Annotated in this window: 12 protein-coding genes; 7 read left to right on the forward strand and 5 right to left on the reverse strand. The window is 55.8% G+C overall.

Annotated elements, in window-relative coordinates; genetic code table 11:
• Positions 1-17 precede the first annotated feature (17 nt).
• The 3 genes from hisC to rlmKL form a co-directional block, all read right to left on the reverse strand.
• Entirely contained in the window at positions 18-1076 is a 1059-nt protein-coding gene (hisC, locus tag DTL42_RS22965) for a histidinol-phosphate transaminase (RefSeq protein ID WP_114372605.1), read from the reverse strand.
• A gap of 9 nt (positions 1077-1085) precedes the next feature.
• Positions 1086-2456, reverse strand: coding sequence for a histidinol dehydrogenase (gene hisD, locus DTL42_RS22970; RefSeq protein ID WP_114372607.1), 1371 nt, complete (start codon positions 2454-2456; stop codon positions 1086-1088).
• Between the two features lie 87 nt (positions 2457-2543).
• Positions 2544-4730 carry a bifunctional 23S rRNA (guanine(2069)-N(7))-methyltransferase RlmK/23S rRNA (guanine(2445)-N(2))-methyltransferase RlmL gene (gene rlmKL, locus DTL42_RS22975; protein WP_234824326.1) on the reverse strand — a complete coding sequence of 729 codons (2187 nt, stop codon included), beginning with the start codon at positions 4728-4730 and terminating at the stop codon, positions 2544-2546.
• Positions 4731-4963: 233 nt separating this feature from the next.
• On the opposite strand from rlmKL, the gene DTL42_RS22980 reads away from it, so the two are divergent.
• From DTL42_RS22980 to DTL42_RS23005, 6 genes are all read left to right on the forward strand, one after another.
• The gene (locus tag DTL42_RS22980) at positions 4964-6667 is read left to right on the forward strand and encodes a DUF1559 domain-containing protein (RefSeq protein ID WP_114372609.1); all 1704 of its coding nucleotides are present in this window, start codon (positions 4964-4966) and stop codon (positions 6665-6667) included.
• A gap of 63 nt (positions 6668-6730) precedes the next feature.
• Positions 6731-8452, forward strand: a complete 1722-nt coding sequence (locus DTL42_RS22985) for a DUF1559 domain-containing protein (protein WP_114372611.1) — start codon at positions 6731-6733, stop codon at positions 8450-8452.
• A gap of 147 nt (positions 8453-8599) precedes the next feature.
• On the forward strand, positions 8600-10321 hold the full coding sequence (locus DTL42_RS22990) for a DUF1559 domain-containing protein (protein WP_114372613.1): 1722 nt from the start codon (positions 8600-8602) through the stop codon (positions 10319-10321).
• 124 nt (positions 10322-10445) lie between these two features.
• On the forward strand, positions 10446-11489 hold the full coding sequence (locus tag DTL42_RS22995) for a threonine aldolase family protein (RefSeq protein ID WP_114372615.1): 1044 nt from the start codon (positions 10446-10448) through the stop codon (positions 11487-11489).
• 387 nt (positions 11490-11876) lie between these two features.
• Positions 11877-14849 carry a serine/threonine protein kinase gene (locus tag DTL42_RS23000; RefSeq protein WP_158545522.1) on the forward strand — a complete coding sequence of 991 codons (2973 nt, stop codon included), beginning with the start codon at positions 11877-11879 and terminating at the stop codon, positions 14847-14849.
• A 24-nt stretch (positions 14850-14873) separates the two neighbouring features.
• Positions 14874-17042: a hypothetical protein gene (locus tag DTL42_RS23005; protein WP_147274413.1), complete on the forward strand. Its 2169-nt coding sequence runs from the start codon at positions 14874-14876 to the stop codon at positions 17040-17042.
• A 117-nt stretch (positions 17043-17159) separates the two neighbouring features.
• On the opposite strand, the gene aroF is transcribed toward DTL42_RS23005, so the two are convergent.
• The gene (aroF, locus tag DTL42_RS23010) at positions 17160-18185 is read right to left on the reverse strand and encodes a 3-deoxy-7-phosphoheptulonate synthase (protein WP_114372622.1); all 1026 of its coding nucleotides are present in this window, start codon (positions 18183-18185) and stop codon (positions 17160-17162) included.
• 279 nt (positions 18186-18464) lie between these two features.
• Positions 18465-19319 (reverse strand): sensor histidine kinase, encoded by an 855-nt coding sequence (locus DTL42_RS23015; RefSeq protein WP_114372624.1) that lies wholly within the window; start codon positions 19317-19319, stop codon positions 18465-18467.
• 234 nt (positions 19320-19553) lie between these two features.
• Between DTL42_RS23015 and DTL42_RS23020 the strand changes: the two genes are divergently transcribed.
• Positions 19554-19817, forward strand: a complete 264-nt coding sequence (locus DTL42_RS23020) for a hypothetical protein (RefSeq protein WP_114372626.1) — start codon at positions 19554-19556, stop codon at positions 19815-19817.
• Positions 19818-19935: the final 118 nt, after the last annotated feature.

Here is a 19935-nt window from a genome sequence, read left to right on the forward strand (position 1 = left end):
CAGCAATTATGCGGAGTTTACGGGTTCTGCTGAAGGAATTGCTCGATCAAGTCGAGACAAACATCGGTTTGGCCATCGGTGCCAACCGAGATGCGAATTCCCTCGGTAATACCGGGGTATTGCATGTATCTGATCAACACGTGGTTCTGCTTGAGGAATTCGTAAACAGGTTTAAGTTTGACGTTTGGTCGTGTGGCCCACACAAAATTGGCCTGCGAATCTGGCACCATGAAGCCCATTTCTCGTAACCGAGTGGTCATTCGGCTGCGGGTAGCAATCACTTTGGCCTTGTTCTCGGCAACCCATTTCTGATCGTCAATCGCCGCCAAAGCGCCGGCCAGCGAGAGAGCATCGCAGTTGTAGCTGTCTTTGACCTTCATCAACTGCTCGATCATCTGCGGCTGTGCGACGACAAAACCAAACCGCAGTCCGGCCAACGCATACGACTTGCTCAGCGTGCGGGCGACCATGATCTTTTCGTTTTCACGGACCAGATCGATGCAATTGTCGTTTGCGAAATCGGCGTAAGCTTCGTCAATTAAGATCGGGCAAGGCAGCGAATCGGCGATCTCGCGCAGCTGCTGCTTCGGAACAACGGTCCCGCTGGGACTATTCGGATTCGGCAGAAAGGCAAGTTTCAAATGATTGCTGGCCGCACCGAACGCCTGAGGCAATGTCCAATCGTCGTTAAAGCGAATCTCTTCGCTATCGGCACCTTGGATCTCAGCCAAAGTTTTGTACAGGATATAGCTGGGCGTCGGTAACCGCAGCCACTCCCCTGCCCCGACAAAGGCCCTCGTGAGGATCGTTAGAATATCGTCCGAGCCGTTGCCACACATGATCCAATCAGGCTCGACCCCCAAGACCTCCGCCGCACGAATGCGAAACGCTGTGCCAACCGGATCGGGATATTTTTCCAACCCTTGATCGAGCCGCTGGCGAATCGCCTCGGCAACCTTGGGGGAAGCGGGGTAAGGATTCTCGTTGGTGTTCAGCTTGATGAACTTGCCCCCCTGCGGTTGTTCCCCCGGTGTGTAGCCGGCAATCGCTTCGATCTCGGGACGAAAGTAACCCATGGGTTGTTCCTAACCGTTCTCTGTTTCGGTACGAATCGTCACGCTACGCTTGTGGGCGGTTAGCCCCTCTTTGTCGGCCAGCGTGGTGACCAACGGAGCAATCGCTTTGAGCCCATCTTCGGTGAAGTGAATGACGCTCCGCGAACGCAAAAAGTCGTTCGCCGAAAGCCCACTGGCCCAGTGCGCCGTCGCCCCGGTTGGCAAAACGTGCGAAGGCCCAGCCGCGTAATCCCCCACCGCCACTGGGGTAAAGTTCCCCAGGAAAGTCGCCCCGGCGGTCAAAATCTTCTCGGCGGTTGCTTCACTGTCTTGCGTAGCGATGTGCAAATGCTCTGGCGCCAAATCGGTGGCAATCCGGCAAGCTTCTTCCTCGTCGCGAGTCAAAATAACCGCGCCGAAATCAATCAGGCTTTGCACCGTTAAGTCACAGCGTTCCAGCACGGCAACTTGCTTTTCCAACTCGGTCAGCGCGGCGTCGATCAGTGCTTCATCCCACGAGATAAGGACGCTGCTACCGGGAGAATGTTCGGCCTGGGCCAACATATCGGCGGCAATATATTGCGGCGTGGCGGTCGAGTCGGCGACTACCACCACTTCGCTGGGTCCGGCGATCGAATCGATATCGACATCACCAAACACATGCTTCTTCGCCAAGGCGACAAACAAGTTGCCTGGCCCGACAATCTTTTGAACCTTCGGAATCCCTTCGACTCCGTAGGCCAACGCGGCCACCCCTTGGGCGCCCCCCACGCGGTAAACTTCTTTCACGCCGATTTCTACGCACGTTGCCAGCAGGTCGAGATTGTAGCTACCAAAGGAAGTAGGTGGAGCGATCACAACCAACTCTTCCACCCCTGCGGCCAGCGCCGGGACGGCTGTCATCAGCACGGTCGATGGATAGGCGGCGGCCCCACCTGGGACGCAGATACCAACCCGCTTCAAAGGAGCATACCGCTGCCGTAATTTGCCCCCATGCTCGATCGGCACCTCGACATCTTGATGGAGAATTGCCTTTTGAAAACGGAGAATGTTCTCGCGGATCTCGCGGATCGTTGCGAGAAACTGGGGATCTGCAGCTTCATGGGCCAGACGCAGTTCTTCCTCGGAAACGCGAATCGTCGAGGAATACAACTGCTTGCCGTCAAGTTTCTGCCCATATTCAAGCACCGCAGCCAAACCGCGTGCTTCCACGTCTGCGCAAATCCGCTCTACCACTTGCTGCGGCGAAAGGGGCTCGCCAAAAACGGCAATCGTCCGTTGCCGGCCTGCCTCGCTGACAATATTTCCCTTCGGGCTCAGCTTGTCGCGGACACTTTGCAGTTGTGACTCGACGTCGTCTTGCCGGGTATCGATCCGAGCGATTTTCGACTTCAGGTCCATTACGTTCTCTGGGGTTTACATTAAGAGGCTTCACGCAGGAAGGAACCACCTATTTTGCTACGCCAACTCAATCGGGAAAAGGGGCTTTCAGCGGGTAATCCGCCAGCAGCGGTGGATTCGCTGGTTGCGGAAATCTTCGGGAACGGTGTGTTTCGAGATTTCTCGGATTGTTAGCCCGCTGAGGGCTTCTTCGTCCAGCTTGAAGCGGCGGAAGTTATTCGAGAAATAAAGCACCCCCTCTTGGCTCATCAGGCCCAGCGTTCGCTGGATCAGTTCGACATGGTCGTACTGGACGTCAAAGACGTCGTCGGTCCGCTTGCTGTTCGAGAAAGTCGGCACGTCGACGATCGCCAAGTCAAATTTATCGCCGGGGGGCTGATCGCGCAGATACTGCATCACATCGGCCCGAATAAAGTGCTGCTTGGCGATAGAAAGACCGTTGAGCTGAAAGTTGCGGCCAGCCCAGTCCAAATAGTTCGCGTTCAGGTCAACGCTCGTCGTCGAGGCGGCGCCACCTGCGGCGGCGTATACACTAAAAGCCCCGGTATAACAGAATAAGTTCAGCACACGTTTCCCCGCCGCTTCCTCGCGAAACTTGGCCCGCAGGTTCCGGTGATCGAGAAACAGCCCGGTGTCGACGTAGTCGGATAGGTTGACCTCGAATTTGAGTCCCCCTTCTTCGACCACAACCATCCGCGACTCGTCGGCGACTTTCTCGTGCTGGGTGTTGCCTGCTTGCCGGGTGCGGTGCTTAACAAAAACATGCCCCTCAGGGATCTCTAGCGACTGGCGAGCAGCCTCGGCCAAGTTGTCTAGCCAATCGGCATATTGGGCTGGCGTTCGATCGTGTGGTCGATCGTAGTCGGTAATGTGCAGAAAATCGTGATAGATATCGATCACCAGCGGGATCTCAGGGATATCACGTTCGTACAAGCGGTAACAGTGAATACCTCGCTTAGGCCAACGCCGAAAATGCCGGGCCCGTTTCACCAAACGGTTCTTGAGCAACTGGGCCTGCTCGCGGGCCTTGTCGTCCAGACCACCAAAAGCCGGCGTGAACGTTCGTTTCGGCTTCGGCGCCTCTACGACGACTTCTTCTTCCGGCGTCGTGATCTCTTCGGCAGGACGTTCGTCGTTCTTCGGTGGCGGAGGACCATGGTATTGATAGTAGTGACACTCGACGCGGCCGTTGTACATCTTCCGGCGACGATTCGCCTCTTGCCCCATTGCTCGTTCGAGTTCGGGGAAAGCGGTTAGGATGAAGAACGACCAGGTCGGCAATCGCCGTAAGATATCGGGGAAGCTGCGATACTTGTCCCACTCGGCCCGACGAGCCCGCGAATGATCGTCGTAAGGAGGGCTGGTAATCACGCAGCCAAACTTCCGTTTGCTGGTAAGTTCAGCAAACGATTGTTTTTGAAAGTGAATGTGTTGATCGACACCCGCCGACATCGCTTGCTGCCGCGCCAAACGGAGTGCTGACGCGTCTTCGTCATAACCGACGATCGTTTCCGGCAAGGTGTCGACCTGCTGAGCCCGCGCGTCTTCCAGCATATCGAGCCACGCTTCTTGATCGATCCTAGGCCAATCGATCAAAGCAAAGTCTCGCAGCAGACCAGGAGCGATGTTTTTGCCAATCAAGGCCGCCTCGATCAGGATGATCCCGCTTCCACAAAACGGATCGAGCAGCGGGCGTTCGCGATTCCAATGGCTGAGCTGCACCAGGGCTGCCGCCAGAGTCGACTTCATCGGCGCGAATCGCTCTTGATCGAGATAACCACGACGACTGAGCCCAGCTCCTGATGTGTCGATGGTAAGCGTCGCCTCGTCCTTGGCAATGGCAACTTCAATCGTGAAGGTCGCTCCCGTCTCAGGCAGTTCGGCTTCGTAGGCAGCTTGCAGACGCTCGACCACCGCTCGCTTGGTACTGCGCTGAATAGCCGGTACGCTGGTTAATTGCGATTGGTAGCTGCGTCCCTTCACCGGAAACGCTCCAGTCACGTCGATGTAATCTTCCCACGGAATTTGTTTCACCCCTTCAAACAAGGCATCGAAGTCTCCGGCCGGAATTTGGGCGACTTCGATCAACACCCGGTCGGCCGTACGTAGCCAAAGATTGGCCCGCATGGCGTCGGTAAGGGTTCCCTGAAAACGAACGCGGCCCGAACCAATGATCTCGGTTTGGTAGCCTAACTGCTGCAGTTCGCGCGCGGTGACCGCTTCGATGCCGAAGGCGGTGGTGGCTAATAACTTGAGAATTGATGGCTCGTTCACACGTGTACTCAAAAGCGAAGTTCCAGAGGGAATCCTTCATCGTACGCGGTCGCCCCTGATTTGCTAGGCCCGAGGAAGCGTGATCGAGAGGCTATTATTAAGAAAAAAACGACTCCGCACCGAAATATTCAGCACGAAAACTAGTCGCAAGAGACTCCTAATCATTATATAACTTGAGGGAGTAAACTCATCCCACCCGGACTAGCGCATCTCGTCAGTTGAGGCATCTCCTCATGAAATCGATTCCGTTTTTTGTCGTGACTCTTATCGTCGCTGCGATGGCATCCTTCTGTCCAACCCTGCAGGCCCAGGCACCATCGGCCCCAGCCGAGGCGAACTCACCGCAACCGTTCAAGTTTAATCCGGAAGAAGTTCTGCTAGTCGCCCACATCCGGGCCGATCGACTGTTTAATACCAAGTATATGGAAGGGCAGCCGGTCGAAGTCATTACCGCGTTCGGCCAAAAATATGGCGGCGTCGATCCAATGAAGTTCACTTCGCTCACGTTTGTGCTGACCTTTCCGGTCGAGATGAGCGAAGAGCCTAAGTTGCTGGCCATCGTGAAAACGGCGGAAACCTTGCACGAAGAGACCTTCTTCGCCGGGATTGACGAAATTGCAGAGCACGTCATCCCCCAAGAGGACGTTGCCAAGGCAGCTCCCCAATTGCGAGGGAAAGTATTCCTGGACAATCGTTTGCCCATACCAGTTCTTGCGTCGCACTTGATCGACGAGCACACGTTTCTCGTCGGCGACGAGCGTTTCGTGGTGCCGGTTGTGCAAGAAGGCGCGGTGGAGAAAGTCGCTGTACTAACCCAACAATTCGCCACCGTTCCAGAACATGTCGACTTAGCGGCGGTTGTAAAACTCGCACCGATTCGCCAGAAAATCGAGAAATTCGGTTTTCCTTTTCCCAAAAAGTTCGAGCAAGCTCCTTACGATGCCGAGTCGGTCTCTGTGCAACTTAGCCTTGTCGATCGTATTCAAGCGAACCTGCAGATCGAAGCGGTTGACGAAGCAGCCAGCAAACGCCTGGAAAAGCTCCTTTTGTCGATTCTAGACGAAGGCAAACAGTCGCTATTCAACTCGGTTCATGAAATGCAAGCGAGTGACGACAAGCTGACCGTGGCGATGGGCAAGTATCAACAACGGATTCTGACGACCTGGTTCCAAACGTTGATCCCCACGCGAGAAGGCAAGAAACTTCACCTACAGCTTCCGCCGGAAGGAGCCGACACAACTGAGCAGCATGCAATCTTAACAGGGGCGATTACCGCCCTCTTGATCCCGGCCCTCGACCGAACGCGTGAAGCGGCTCAGCATGTTCGCTCGCAAATCAACATGCGATTAATCACGACTGCGATGCTTCAATACTCTATTACTTTCGGTGCTTTGCCCGCCCAGGCATCAACCGACGATAATGGTAAAAAGCTTCTCTCGTGGCGGGTTCACTTGCTTCCCTATCTGGACGAAGAAGAACTGTACGATCAATTCCACCTGGACGAACCCTGGGACAGCGAGCACAACAAGAAACTGATTTCCCAGATGCCGGCAACCTATCGAGATCCATCCAGCAAAGCCCCTAAGTTTTATACGACCTACTTGGTTCCTCTTGGCAAAGACATGGCTTTCGAACAGCCGACGAAGGAAACCCAAGCGAAATCTCCCTTGGGCTTGAAATTCGCGAGCTTCACCGACGGGATTGATCAGACCATCATGCTGGTAAATGCCGAAGACGAGGCGGCTGTCCCTTGGACCAAGCCGGCAGACTTGGAGGTTGACCGAAGCGATGCCTGGAAACATCTCAGAAACGTTCGTATCTTTGCTCTTCAAGTCGGTTATGCTGACGGAGCCCAAGATTTTATTTCGCCTAAGCAGTCAAACGAGTTCATTTTGAGCCTATTGCTACGGAACGATGGGCAATCGTCTACCGAGTAATACGCCGCTTTGCCCTCCTTTTCACCTAAAACTAACCCAATAGACACCCGAGGCTAGCCACTCATGAAACCACTCTTCCATAGCCTAATCATCGGCTTTCTTTCAGCCACGATGGCTTTTCCGCCGTCGGCTTTGTTGGCCCAGGAACCTGCTGCCCCAGCCGCTCAGGAAACGCTGGTCGGTTTGAAATACATTCCCGAAAACGCGGTTGGCGTCGCCCAACTTCAAGCTGGGCGATTTCTGGAGGACAAGTTCATCCAGGCCTATCCGGTAGAAGTTGCCGAGGCGGTTGGTGATTTGTACTTGGGCTTTAACCCCATGAAGATCACGGCGTTTACCGTAGCTTTGACGGCACCTTCGCCACGCATGCCCCAGCCAGGCATCTTCGCCGTGGTGAAAACTTCCGAGACACTCAACGAAGAAACGTTCTTCGCGGGCATCGGCGAGGTAGTGGACGAGGTCATGAGCCCCGAGGACATCGCCACACGGTTCCCTCAGCTCAAAGGCAAAGCGTTCTACACGGAAGCGTTCCCGATGGATTACTGCTGTGCCCACATGCTGGACGAGCATACCTTCATCATTGGCACGTTAGGCTTGGTGAGTAAGGTGATCTCGACCGGTCCCAACGCCGAGCTAACCGCCCCGGCGAAAATGCTGGCCGAAGGCAACCAAGGTTCCGACATCATGGCGATCTTTAATGTGGGTGCCGTGCGTGACATCGCGAATCAAGCACTGAACCAACAGCCATTGCCACCTCCGTTTGGGATGTTCAAGCAAATCCCCAACTATACCGAATCGGTTACGGTGCAGCTGAGTTCCAGCGATCGATTTTCGGCCACGCTGAAAATCAACGGCGTGGATGAACCTTCGGCCAAACGACTAGAAGTGATGATCCAATCAGCGATGGAGTTGGGCAAACAAGTGGTCATAATGCAGGCCAACCAAATGCTGCAAAGTGACGACGAAATCGAAGTCGCGATGGGCAAGTACCAGCAGCGCGTGACTGCCAAAATGTTCGAGGCACTAACCCCCGTTCGTGAAGGCAAATCGCTGGTCCTGAAGGTCGAGCAAGACAAAGACAGCATCGCCGGCGCGAACGTGGCGGTCGTGGGGATTTTGGTTGCGTTGTTGCTACCAGCGGTTCAGCAAGCCCGCAGCGCCGCTCGCCGCATGCAATCGAGCAACAACATGAAGCAAATCGCTCTGGCAATGCACAACTACCACGACACATTCGGTGCGTTACCAGCCCAAGCCTCAACCGATAAAGATGGCAAAAAGCTGCTTTCGTGGCGTGTGCACATTTTGCCGTACATTGAGCAAAACGCCTTGTACGAACAATTCCATTTTGACGAACCATGGGATAGCGAACATAACAAGAAACTCATCGAAAAGATGCCTGAAATATATCGCGATCCCAAAAGCAACGCTCCCAAGTACCACACCACTTACCTGGTACCACTGGGCAAGAATATGGCCTTTGAGCAACCGACCAAAGATACCCGTGAAAAGTTCCCTACCGGAACCAGTTTTGGAGATTTCCTTGATGGAATTTCCAACACAGCCATGGTTGTCAATGTCGCTGATGACTCAGCCGTCATCTGGACCAAGCCCGATGACCTGGAAGTCGATCTGAACAACCCTTGGAATCACCTGGACGATACCAATCCGGAAGGCATCCAGGTTTCGTTCGCCGATGGAAGTGTGCTGATGCTACCTGCCACGACAACAGCCAAGTTCCTGCAACGTTTGTTCCAGCGAAACGACGGTCAGCGGCTGCCCCGTTAATGCTTGCGGTCTAAACATCAAGCTTCTCTGGTCGCACGCCCCTTCCCGTAGGCGTGCGGCCTCTTTACGACTGCCAGGCACCTTGGTGTGCCATCTTTTGAATTTTCCCGGAACAACCGATCGACGTTCATCGAGGTAATTATCACCATGCAATCTTTACGTCACGCGATTCTGGTCGGCTTTCTTTCCGCGCTGATGGCCGTTCCCCCGTCTGCTCTTGTGGCTCAAGAGCAGGCAGCCTCGGCACCGAAAACGAAAATTGCCGGGCTATCGTTTATTCCTGAGAACGCAGTAGGGATCATCCAAGTCCAGGCCGACCGGATTCTCACTTCGCCGTACATCTGGGCTTATCCTGTCGAGGTGGTTGAAGCGTACGGCAAGAAGTACTTTGGCTTTAACCCCATGAAGATCACCGGCATTACGCTTGTCATGACGCCTCCGTTTGAAGGCGAAGAAGAGCCCGAAGGGTATGCGATTGTGCAAACCTCGGAAACCCTCAACGAGGAAACCTTCTTCGCTGGGATTGGCTCGCTGGTCGATTACGTCGCCACGCGCGATGACCTCGACGATTTCTTCCCCACGCTGAAAGGCAAAGTCTTCGCCGTTGAAGATTTTCCGGGCGAAATGTGCTGTGCGCATCTGTTGGACGAACATACTTTTCTCATCGGCATGCAAGCAATCGTCGCCGACATTGCCGAGGCCGGTCCAAACGCTCCCATAACCACACCGGCCAAGCTGTTAGCCGAGAACACCCAAGACGCCGACCTGTCTGCCATTCTTAACATGGCCCCCGTTCGTGACCTCATCAACCAATCGCTCGAAAAAGAAGAGATTCCGGCCGAGTTTGCGGAAGTTCGCCAGATACCCAACGACACCGAATCGATCAGCGTCAGGATTAACCTGATTGAATCTTCGGCGGCTGCCTTAAAGCTGAACGCTGTCGATGAAGCAGCAGCCAAGCGACTGGAAACGCTCATCAACTCGGCACTCGACAAAGGAAAACAGCTCGCCAATCAAGCGGCTGAGATGGATCTGCAAAGCGAAAACCCACTGCAAGTTGCCATGGGGAAATATCAAGTCCGCACCAACACGCAAATGTTTGAAAACTTGAAACCGACGCGAGAAGGCAAATCGCTCGTCCTCAAGCACGAGCAAGACCCTAATACGGTTGTCGGTACAAACGTGATGATCATGGGGGTGATGGTGGGCTTGTTGCTGCCCGCCGTCCAACAAGCCCGCGCGGCAGCAAGACGCGTGCAATCCACCAACAACATGAAGCAAATCGGCTTGGCGATGCACAACTACCACGACACCGTTCAGGCCTTACCTGCCCAAGCCTCAACAGGCAAAGATGGTAAGAAGCTGCTCTCGTGGCGTGTTCACATCTTGCCGTTTCTGGAACAGCAAGAACTTTACGAACAATTCCATTTGGACGAACCATGGGACAGCGAACACAACAAGCAGCTAATTCAGTTCATGCCCGATACCTTTAAAGATCCAGTGAGTACGGCTCCTGAATACCATACCACCTACCTGGTACCGCTGGGCAAGAACATGGCCTTCGAACAACCCACCCCCGAAACCAAAGAGAAATGGCCAACCGGGGTTCGATTTAGGGACTTTTCCGATGGCATTTCCAACACGGCCTTGCTGTTGAACGTAAACGACGACGCAGCCGTCATCTGGACCAAGCCAGACGATCTGGAAATCGACCTGACCAAACCCTGGAACCACCTCGACAAATCGATGCACTTGGAGTTGCAAGTCCTTCGCGCCGATGGCAGCATACTGGCACTTCCGACAGAAATGTCTGGCGAGTTCCTGCAGCTTTTGCTCCAACGCAACGATGGCAAGCCGTTACCTTGGTAGGTCCCCCTTGAGTCGAAAAGCCAAGCACGCAGCAAACGCATGCTTGGCACAGCACAGGCCTCCCGGCAAAATAGTGGGAGGCCCTGTTGCCTTTCGTCTCGAAAACTCTACCCACCAGGTTGCCATGAAACCTTCGATTGATCTGCGCAGCGATACCGTCACCCAGCCCAGCACGGCGATGCGACAGTTCATGGCCCAGGCCGAAGTGGGCGATGCCGTGATCGATGTCGATCCGACGACCGATCGCCTCGAACGCCTGACCGCCGAAATGCTGGGTAAAGAAGCGGCCCTCTTCATGCCTTCAGGCAGCATGACCAATCAAATCGCGATTCGTCTGCACTGCCAGCCTGGTGATGAATTCCTGTGCGAAGAAAACTGCCACGTTTACAACTACGAACAAGCCGCGTTCGCCCAGTTAAGCGGAGTCGTCGCCCGAACGCTGCCTGGAATTCACGGCGTACTTTCGCCCGATCAGTTTGCAGGAACCATCCGCCCGATCAACGACCACCTCGTTCGTACTCGCTTGGTTTGCTTAGAAAACACCCATAATCGCGGATCAGGCAAAGTTCAGCCGTTTGAAAACGTTCAACAGATCACCTCGTGGGCCCGCGAAAACGGCCTAGCCACCCACTTAGATGGGGCTCGCCTATTTAACGCTGCGGTTGCCACAGGTATTTCGGTGGCGCAGTGGAGCGAGATGTTCGATACCGTTAGCGTCTGCTTCAGCAAAGGACTGGGGGCCCCGGTCGGCAGTGCGTTGGCTGGCCCGGCCGAGTTTATCCAGAAGGCCAAACGAGCCCGAAAGCTGTTCGGAGGTGGCATGCGTCAATCAGGGATTATCGCTGCTGGGGCACTTTTCGCGTTGCAAAATAACGTCTCTCGCTTGACAGAAGACCACGAAAAGGCCGCCAAACTAGCCGACGCGATTCGCGAGACCGACGGCCTAACGCTGGAAGTTGACCCGATTGATACCAACATCGTCATCTTCAGCATCGCCCCAGAACTGGGCACAGCTGCCCAGTGGCAACAATCGCTGGCCCAGCGAGGTGTCGCCGTCCTGGCCACCGCTCCGCAAAAAATTCGCCTCGTGACTCACTTAGACGTCAGTATGTCGCAAGTTGAAGCAGCCGTTGAGGTTATCAAAACAATTTCCCCCGCAATGGCCTAACCGCAGCAGCCCCGCAGCCCCCTACTTCAGGACCGTTTACAGGGAATTTTCATCCTCCTTTCCGGGGGAGAACGTTCCTGTCGTTCCGATTGTAAGGGGCATTCGGGGGGCGTTCTCATCAGGCATGAAATCCTGACCGAAGTTTTGCTCTCTAAGTGACTTGCGCGGTAAACTAATACGTTGATGTATTAAGACTTACGCCCAACTTGGGTAGGTGATCGGTTTTCTTTTTTTCGGGTGACGAGCTTTAGGGGGCACAAAGCCTGCCGGGGTGGTTGCTCGTCTTTGCCATCAGAGATCAGCCGAAGACCGTACAGCCCAAATCAAATAGCCATGCCCGTAACGAAACCGAACGACTTCTGGAAACTGATCTTGGAATCAGGTCTCATGACAAAAGAGACCTGTAAGCCAATCCACGACCAGTACCAACAGACCTCCCCCAACGGCGACGTCAAAGCATTAGCGACCTGGCTGATCAAAGGTGGGCACCTCACCACCTATCAAGCGCGCATTCTTTTGGCCGCACGCCCCAAAGCACTTTCGATTGGCGAGTACTTTGTTTCCGATCGCATCGATGCAGGCCTGCTCCAGGGCACCTTAGTCGCCACGCACAAACCGACCGGTCATCCGGTTTGGCTGCACCCGATCGCGTCTGAAATTCAAGCAGACTCGGTGCGATTTCCGATTGTGCAGCGGATGTGCCAACTGCGCTCGGCCGCACCTCACCCGCATTTGATTCGCTGTTTCCACCTGCGTGAAGGAACCAAACGAAGCCATTTGGTTACCGAACAGCTTGACGGAAACCCCCTGGCCGAAAGCCGTCCCGGCCCTGGTATTCCGATTCCTCCGGCAGATTGTGCTCGCCTGGGTCGACAAGCGGCCCTCGGAGCAATTCAGTTACATGGCCAAGGCATGGTCGTCGGAGATTTCAACCTCGATCACTTGTGGTTAGAACTGACCGGTAATCTGAAATTACTTCATCTACCGGTTCGTCCGGTCGAAGCGATCTCTTGGTCCGATACGTCCCAGGCCGCACGCTTGGAATCGCTCGCCAATGTTTCGGCGCCTGAACTACAGCAAGCTGGCGCGACACCCACCAAGCTGAGCGATCTTTATTCGCTAGGGACAATCCTCTTTGATTTGCTGACGGGCAAACCTCTTTTCGAGGGTTCGATTGCCGAAAAGCTTCAGCAGCACGCCAATTCGCCGGTGCCCACGCCCCCTTACATTCCCGGCGATTTGATGCAGATCTTACAATACTTGTTGGCGAAGAGTCCGGCTGGTCGATATCAATCGGCCTCGGACGTTGCCGAGGCGCTGCGTCCTTTCGTCGATGCCACCCAGTTGTCGCCACCGCACGTTGATGTCCCGCCCACGCTGGGCAGCTACCTGCAACATTTAGCCAATCAGCAAGCTCCTCCGGCGGCACCTGCTCCGGCAGCCTCGCCGCCAGTCGCTTCCCCACCACCAACTGCGGCCCCCTTTCCCACGGCAGCGCCGGTTCCGCCACCACCAGGCGCTCAGCCACCAGTTCCGCAGCCTGTGCCACCGCCGGGCATGCCTCAACCCGTTCCTCCTCAGGCCGCTCCTTTTCCCGGGGTAGCCTCCCCTCCGGTACCGCCAGTTGGTACCCCGGCGACTCCCCAGCCTCCTATTGCGGTGGCGATCCCCGTGGGGCAACCTCCCGCCGAGGGTGGCACCGGTCGAGCCTCGATGCTGGCCGAACGTATTCGCAAACGGAAACAGCAGCGAAAGATCACCAGCATTTTGGTCCTGGTTCTGATGGCCGCTGCCACCGTCGTAGGTGGGTACTTCGGCTACGGAATTGTCTTTCCGCCAGAACAAATTGCGGAGAACACCACCCCACCGCCTGCCGACACCTCAAACGCCCCGGCAACTGAAACCCCGCCCGAGAGCGAAGTCGATCCGGCCAACAATCCATCGGCTGGCCCGCCGTTGGTGGAAGACGACGGCCAAACCTTGTGGGCGTCACCCACCAACGGCGAGCCCGTAGACTTGAGTGGCTTGCCGCACGATACTCGCCTGGCCCTCGCAGTGCGTACCAACGAGCTGCTATCGAACCCCGAAGGAGAAAAAATTCTTCAGGGGCTTGGCCCCCAATTTGCCGCCGTTCGGAGCCAATTGGAAGGCGACCTGGCGGTAGATTTCAACGCTCTGGAAAGCTTAACGGTCGGCCTAAGCGAATCGACGGCCGGAGGGCCCCCTTGCCTACTTGTTAAGCTCAAAGAAACCACGAACTTGCCCTCGCTCTGGGGCAACCCCACACCGATTGCCGGCAGCACGCCACCAATGTACGAAGTAAACGGCTGGACCGTGCTGCCCATTCCCGGCCAAGAAGATCGAGCGTTCGTTGCTGGCTCGTCTGCCGTAGTCCAAGCCGTCGCCGCGCAAGGCGTCTCTGCGCCGCAGATGACCCGCGAACTGGAACAACTTCGCCGCGAGTCCGACAATCAACAAACCGTCAATCTATTGGTTGATCCCCAATTTTTAGCGGCGGCGAGTGCTCAGGTATTCCCGGGCGAGTTGGCCGCAGCAGCCACACCAGTGCAAGATTTCCTCGGGGAAAGCTTGCGCGGCGTTTTGTTCAGTGCCCATACCGGAGACGATCTCTACCTAGAAATGCGAATGATTGGCTCGCTCAGTCTAGATCCGCCGAACCTAGCCGCTAACATGAAAGAGAAGATCAAGGGCGTTTCGCGGCGGCTGGAAGAGTCGGTCATGGCGGTTAACCCGACGCCTTATTGGCGTCGCCTGGCGACCCAGTTCCCCAGCATGGTCCGCTTCGCCTATCAAAACGCGCGTAGCGGAGTGGAAGGAGACCAAGCGATGGTCAACTGCATCTTGCCAGCGACGGCAGGGCAGAACCTGGTGGCTGCTTCCGAATTGTTGCTGGCCGCCAACACCAGTGGCGCGGCCGCGCCTGCTGGCGGCAAAATGCCAGCGCAGAAAACGCCAGAAACCATCGAAGAAAAGCTGGCCAGCACCATGAGCATTTCGTTCCCCCAAAACTCGCTGGAATTCGCTCTCCGCGATATTGGCGAAGAAGCCGGCATTCCGGTAGAAATCAACGGAACCGACCTGCAACTGGACGGCATTACCCGCAACAAGGAAATTAAAGACTTCCATTTCGAGAATAAACCGGTCGGCGAGATCCTGGCTCAGTTGATGGTTCGCGCCAATCCCGAGGCCTCGCCTGGCCCCGGCACCGACGTTCAAAAATTGATTTTCGTAATTCATCCCATGGATGGGCCTGACGACGCTAAGAAGCTGGTGGTGACCACACGCAAGGCAGCCGAACGTGAAAAGTACACCCTGCCTGATGTGTTCAAAATCAAGTAGCACTTAAGCCCAGAGAGAATTCGCGTGACCCTATTCCGCGTTCATTGCCCGACCTGTCATGCTCGACTGAAAGTAACCAGCCGGTCGCTTATCGGTCAGATTGTCAACTGCCCGAAGTGCGGCAGCATGATCGAGATCGCCGAACCAGGCGGCAACGACCCACCATCGGAAAAGGCTCGGTCGAAAGCCGTTGTGCCTCCTGTGGCTTCTCCTCCCCAGGTCACCGCGTCAGCGCCCCCTCCAGCGGAAACCGCGCCCGCCGAAACTGCTCCCGTTGAATCAGCCCAGACCGCCGCAGAGGCGTCGAACTCGGACGAACTTTTCGACAACATCGACGACATGCTCGATGCTGCCCCGGCCGCAGAGCCGACTCCCACGCAAACGGTTGCAGCTTCCCAACCACCTACCGCAGAAGAAGCTCCAGCCGCAGCGGCCCCCCCAGCTCCGATCGATGCCGGACGTTTTTCCAACGACGCTTCCGTAGGGAAGTGGCGAAACGTGGCGTTGATCGGCGGAACCTCCGTGATGGCCTTGGCAACAATTGCCGTGATCGGCTACGCACTCCTTTCCGAAAGCAGCCCCACGCCGATACCAGCAGAAGATCCGACCGCACAACAAGTAGCCCAAGCAGACACCCCTTCGTCGGAATCCCCTGTCGACAACACCTCGGAAGTGGAGCCAGCAGCCCCCGAAGAGCCTCAGCCAGTTCCCGAGGAAGGAACCTCTGAGGCTGCCGATACACCAAACACGCCCGAGGAAACCACAGAGCCTCCCCAAACGGAAGACAAACCGGCTGAAACCGAGGAAGCATCTCCCCCGGCGAAAACTCCGAAGATTGAGGAGAATCCTTTTCTGTTTGGGCAGCCCGAGGAAGAACCCGTTGCTGAGAAGCCTGCGGAGAAGCCGCCCGAAGCCAACAAACCCGCCGTCGCCGCGACGCCTAAGTCGATCTTAGAACTAAAAGATGATCCGCTGTACGAAGTGTTCGGACCGTCGTTCCCTGTCTTCGATCCCGACGCCCTAGAAGCTTCAGCCAACACCAATCCTGGGCCAGTGGCTGCAGCCTCTGTTCCTGCGGCGGAACCAGCACCCACGCCCCAGTTAGTTCCTCCCATTCAAGAGGTTGACGTGGCGGCCCGCCTGCGTGATCCGATTGTCGAGATCCAGCTGAAAGATATGCCGCTCAACGAGTTCACCTCGTTTGTTACCCAAATGAGCACCGCTCCAGTCACGCTCGATCCGCTGGCCCTGGCCTATGCCGAGATCGGTGCGACGAAACCAATTTCGGTGCAGCAATCACAGACCTCCGTCGAAGGCATCTTACGCGCGGCCGTACATCCGTTTGGGCTGGATGTGGTTGCCACCCAGCATAGTGCCCGGCTGCAAATTACCCAGCCGCTCGATGGCCACGAGCGAACGATGCGGCTGCAAGTCGACGACATGGCCAGCGACGCCAAAGAAGTTGCAGACCTGGCTTACTTGTTAACCCGCCTGGTCGAACCGCTCTCGTGGAACCATTCCCGAGGCAAAGGGCTTTATCGTGTTGACCCCGACGCGATCATGATCACTCAAAACGAGGTCGCCCAATTCAAATCGATGGTCTTTTTGGAAAAAATGCGAGTCGCTCGTGGCTTGACTCCTAAGTCAAGCTATTCGCAAGACTTGTTCAACTTGAAATCACGGACCGACCAGTTGGCCCCTGCCTTAGGGAAATCCGTCAATCTACAGATTGTCGTCCCTACGCCGATGTACAAAGTGATCGATCAGCTTGAAAAGAAGACCGGGCTGGACATTCTCTGCGATTGGGATTCCTTGGCGCTGAACAAGCTCGGGCCAGCCACGCCAGTCACCCTGACGGCCTCGGGGACAACCGCCGGCGAAACGCTTAACCATTTCTGCAAAAGCTGGAAGCTGGCCGCGTTGCCGATCAATTCGCATACCGTACAACTGGTCAGTGAATCATCTGCGCCGGTGATGCCGTGGATCGAATTTTACGACATCCGCGAAATGAACCTGGGCAAGTCCCAAGCCACTGCAATGATCAACGCAGCCAAACGCGAGCTGAGCGATCTCCGCAAGACCGGCTACGGTGAAGTTTTGTACGATCCGGTCTCGAAACAACTACTTGCCCTGCTCTCGCAAGGCGACCACCAACGCCTGCGGCAAATTCTGCAGCGCAGGATGGCCCCTTAAATAGTGTTGCTGCCTCAGGGATCACAAAGCACACCGGGGCAGAAGAGTGCATCATCACCGATTACTCTCTTCTTCCCTGCGGCGTTCTTTGTGCCCTCTGTGGCGCATCGCTTCTTCTTAAACCTCGGCTCCACACTGAACACCAATGGCATTGGCAACCGCACGGCAGCGCTGCATGGTGGCGGCGAAGGTTGGCAAATCGAGGGATTGGTAACCGTCGCTCATCGCTTGATCGGGCTCTGGGTGGACCTCCACAATGATCCCATCTGCCCCGATCGCAACAGCAGCCACGCACATATCCGGCACTAACGCCGCGTGCCCGGTGCCGTGACTGGGGTCGATCACCACCGGCAAGTGCGTCTTTTGATGCAAGTACGAAACCGTCGCCAGCGGCAGGGTGAAACGTGTATGCGACTCGAACGTGCGAATGCCTCGTTCGCACAGCATCACGCGGGTGTTGCCCTCGTTCAGAATGTATTCGGCGGCCAGCAACAATTCGTCGATTGTAGCCGAAGGACCACGCTTCAAGAGAACCGCGCGATCGACGCGTCCTACCGCTTCTAACAAGCGGTAGTTTTGCATGTTGCGAGCGCCAATCTGCAAGACATCGGCGTACTTCGCCACAAGCTCAACATCTTCCGAAGCAACCACTTCGGTCACTACCGCCAGTCCGGTTTCTTCACGAGCAGTGGCCAGCATTTTTAGGCCTTCCTCTTTCAAACCCTGGAACGAGTAAGGACTCGTCCGCGGCTTGAACGCCCCACCCCGCAGTGCCGTTGCTCCGGCGGCCTTGACCGCTCTGGCCGTCTGCACGATCTGTTCTTCACTTTCCACCGAGCAAGGACCGGCCATCACACCGCACTTGCCGCTGCCAACTTCCAAGCTGCCTGCTTTGACCAGGGTTGGCTCTGGCTTGACTTCCAAGCTGGCGACCTTGTAAGGGGCCAAGATCGGCACCACTTTGGAAACGCCGGCGACCGTTTCCAAAGACTCGCGCATCTCTTCGCGTTTGTCCCCAATCGCGGCGATTACCGTCCGCTCGGTTCCCACAATAACGTGGGCTTTCAGCCCCATTCGCTCGACCTTATCGGCCGCTCGCTGAACTAACTCTTCCGTTGCATCTCGTTTCATAACAATGATCATGGCTTTCTCTTCCCAGGCTATTTTGGTGAGGTGTCAGGTAGTGTGTGATAAAGTTGGCGATAGAAACAAAAAAAGCCCTGAATCGCTTTCCGATTCAGGGCTTTTGGAGTTCTTGCGTTTGGCAGTTAGCAGTTTACACAGAATCCTCGGCCCTACTCGGAAAGTAGGGATAAAAGAAACCAAAGGTAAACTGCCAGCTATTCATGCCACTTATTATGTGCGCGTTTTCATTCATGACAAGCCCGAATCTGCTCCGGCGAGCAGAAATCGTACTTCGGACTATTGCCGTACCGACGATGCGGGAAGCATGCTACCGCCGGAAACCGCCACTACATGCGAGACATCCGCATGGCTAGTCGGGTTCATTTCGACTGCGGGAATCCGAATCGTAAACGCCGTTCCCATGCCCACCGTGCTTTGCACGCGGATCTTACCTTGGTGGGCCTCCACAATATCGCGACAGGCAGACAACCCGATGCCCGTTCCCCCTTTACCGGTCTCGTCCGGCCCACTTTTGGTGCTATAGAACGCATCGAAGATCTGCGGCAATTGGTCGCTCGGGATCCCCACACCATGGTCGCGGACCAGCAGATCGACCATGTTATCGGCCGCGTCATACGAGAGCCGCAAGATCAAACGTCCCCCTTGGGGCATCGCCTGGCGGGCATTGATCATCAGGTTCAACAGCACCTGTTGAATCTGATTGCCGTTGGCCTGGGCTAGGGGTACATCGTTGTTCTGGAAATCGACATCAATGCGATACTTGCGCATTTCTCGTTCCAACAGAACGAGCGTATCGTCCACGATCTTGGCCAGTTCGGTCGGTTCCATCCGGTTGCCCCGATTCTTGGCCATGGCCAGCACACCGGTGGTGATCTTGGCGGCCCGTTCTCCAGCGGCAGCGATCTTTTCGAAACAGTTGTTCCGCGTTTGATCGTCCTTGTGTCGCAAGCCCATTCGAGCATAGTTGATCACCGACATCAGCACGTTGTTAAATTCGTGCGTTGTGGTGCTGACGAGTTCTCCCATGGCGGTCAGTTTTTGGGCTTCCAACAAGCGGCGCTTTAGGATTTCGATTTCCTTAGCTTGTTGTTCGACAATTGACGATGGGTTGGCAGCATGCGAGTCGGTCATCCGTGAGCCTTCTGGCAATGTTTTTCTGGTTCTATGGGGAGAGCGGAAGAGCTAGCAGTCGCAGGGAACCTTGCTCCACAGAATCCTTTCTGCAGCAATCGGTTCCCTCTGTGGCAATTGCCCTTAGATATCTCTATCGTCGCTCGTGGCATGATCGCTACAATTAGCATCCGAACAACCGGCAGTCTTTATGGCTGCCTATTCAAGCTGCCTAGATTCTCGGAGTTCGCACGGATGCACACGCTCGACCTACTCGACCAGGCCATCGCCACCGCCAAAGACTTGGGATACCAAATCCGCCGCGAATGGCTCGACGGCCAAAGCGGGGGCGTCTGCGAAATCGGCAGCCAACGCTGGATCTTTCTCGATTTAAGCCTTTCTTCGCTGGAACAACTCGATCAGGTGCTGGAAGCCCTCCGGTCCGATCCCGCCCTCGCGCAAGCACCGCTATCGCCGCAATTAAGCCAAATCCTCGGCCGCACCCGCCGCGCGGCGTAACCTGCCGAAAAAGCCTGGCCGCCAGCAGAACGCCGACTTCCACCAAATCGTTGCAGACATTTGTCCCTAAGGTTAGGGTAATTGGAGACCACTCCCCCTATCCTTTTGCCTGCCGAGA

The sequence above is a fragment of the Bremerella cremea genome, from assembly GCF_003335505.1.
Lineage (GTDB): Bacteria > Planctomycetota > Planctomycetia > Pirellulales > Pirellulaceae > Bremerella > Bremerella cremea_A.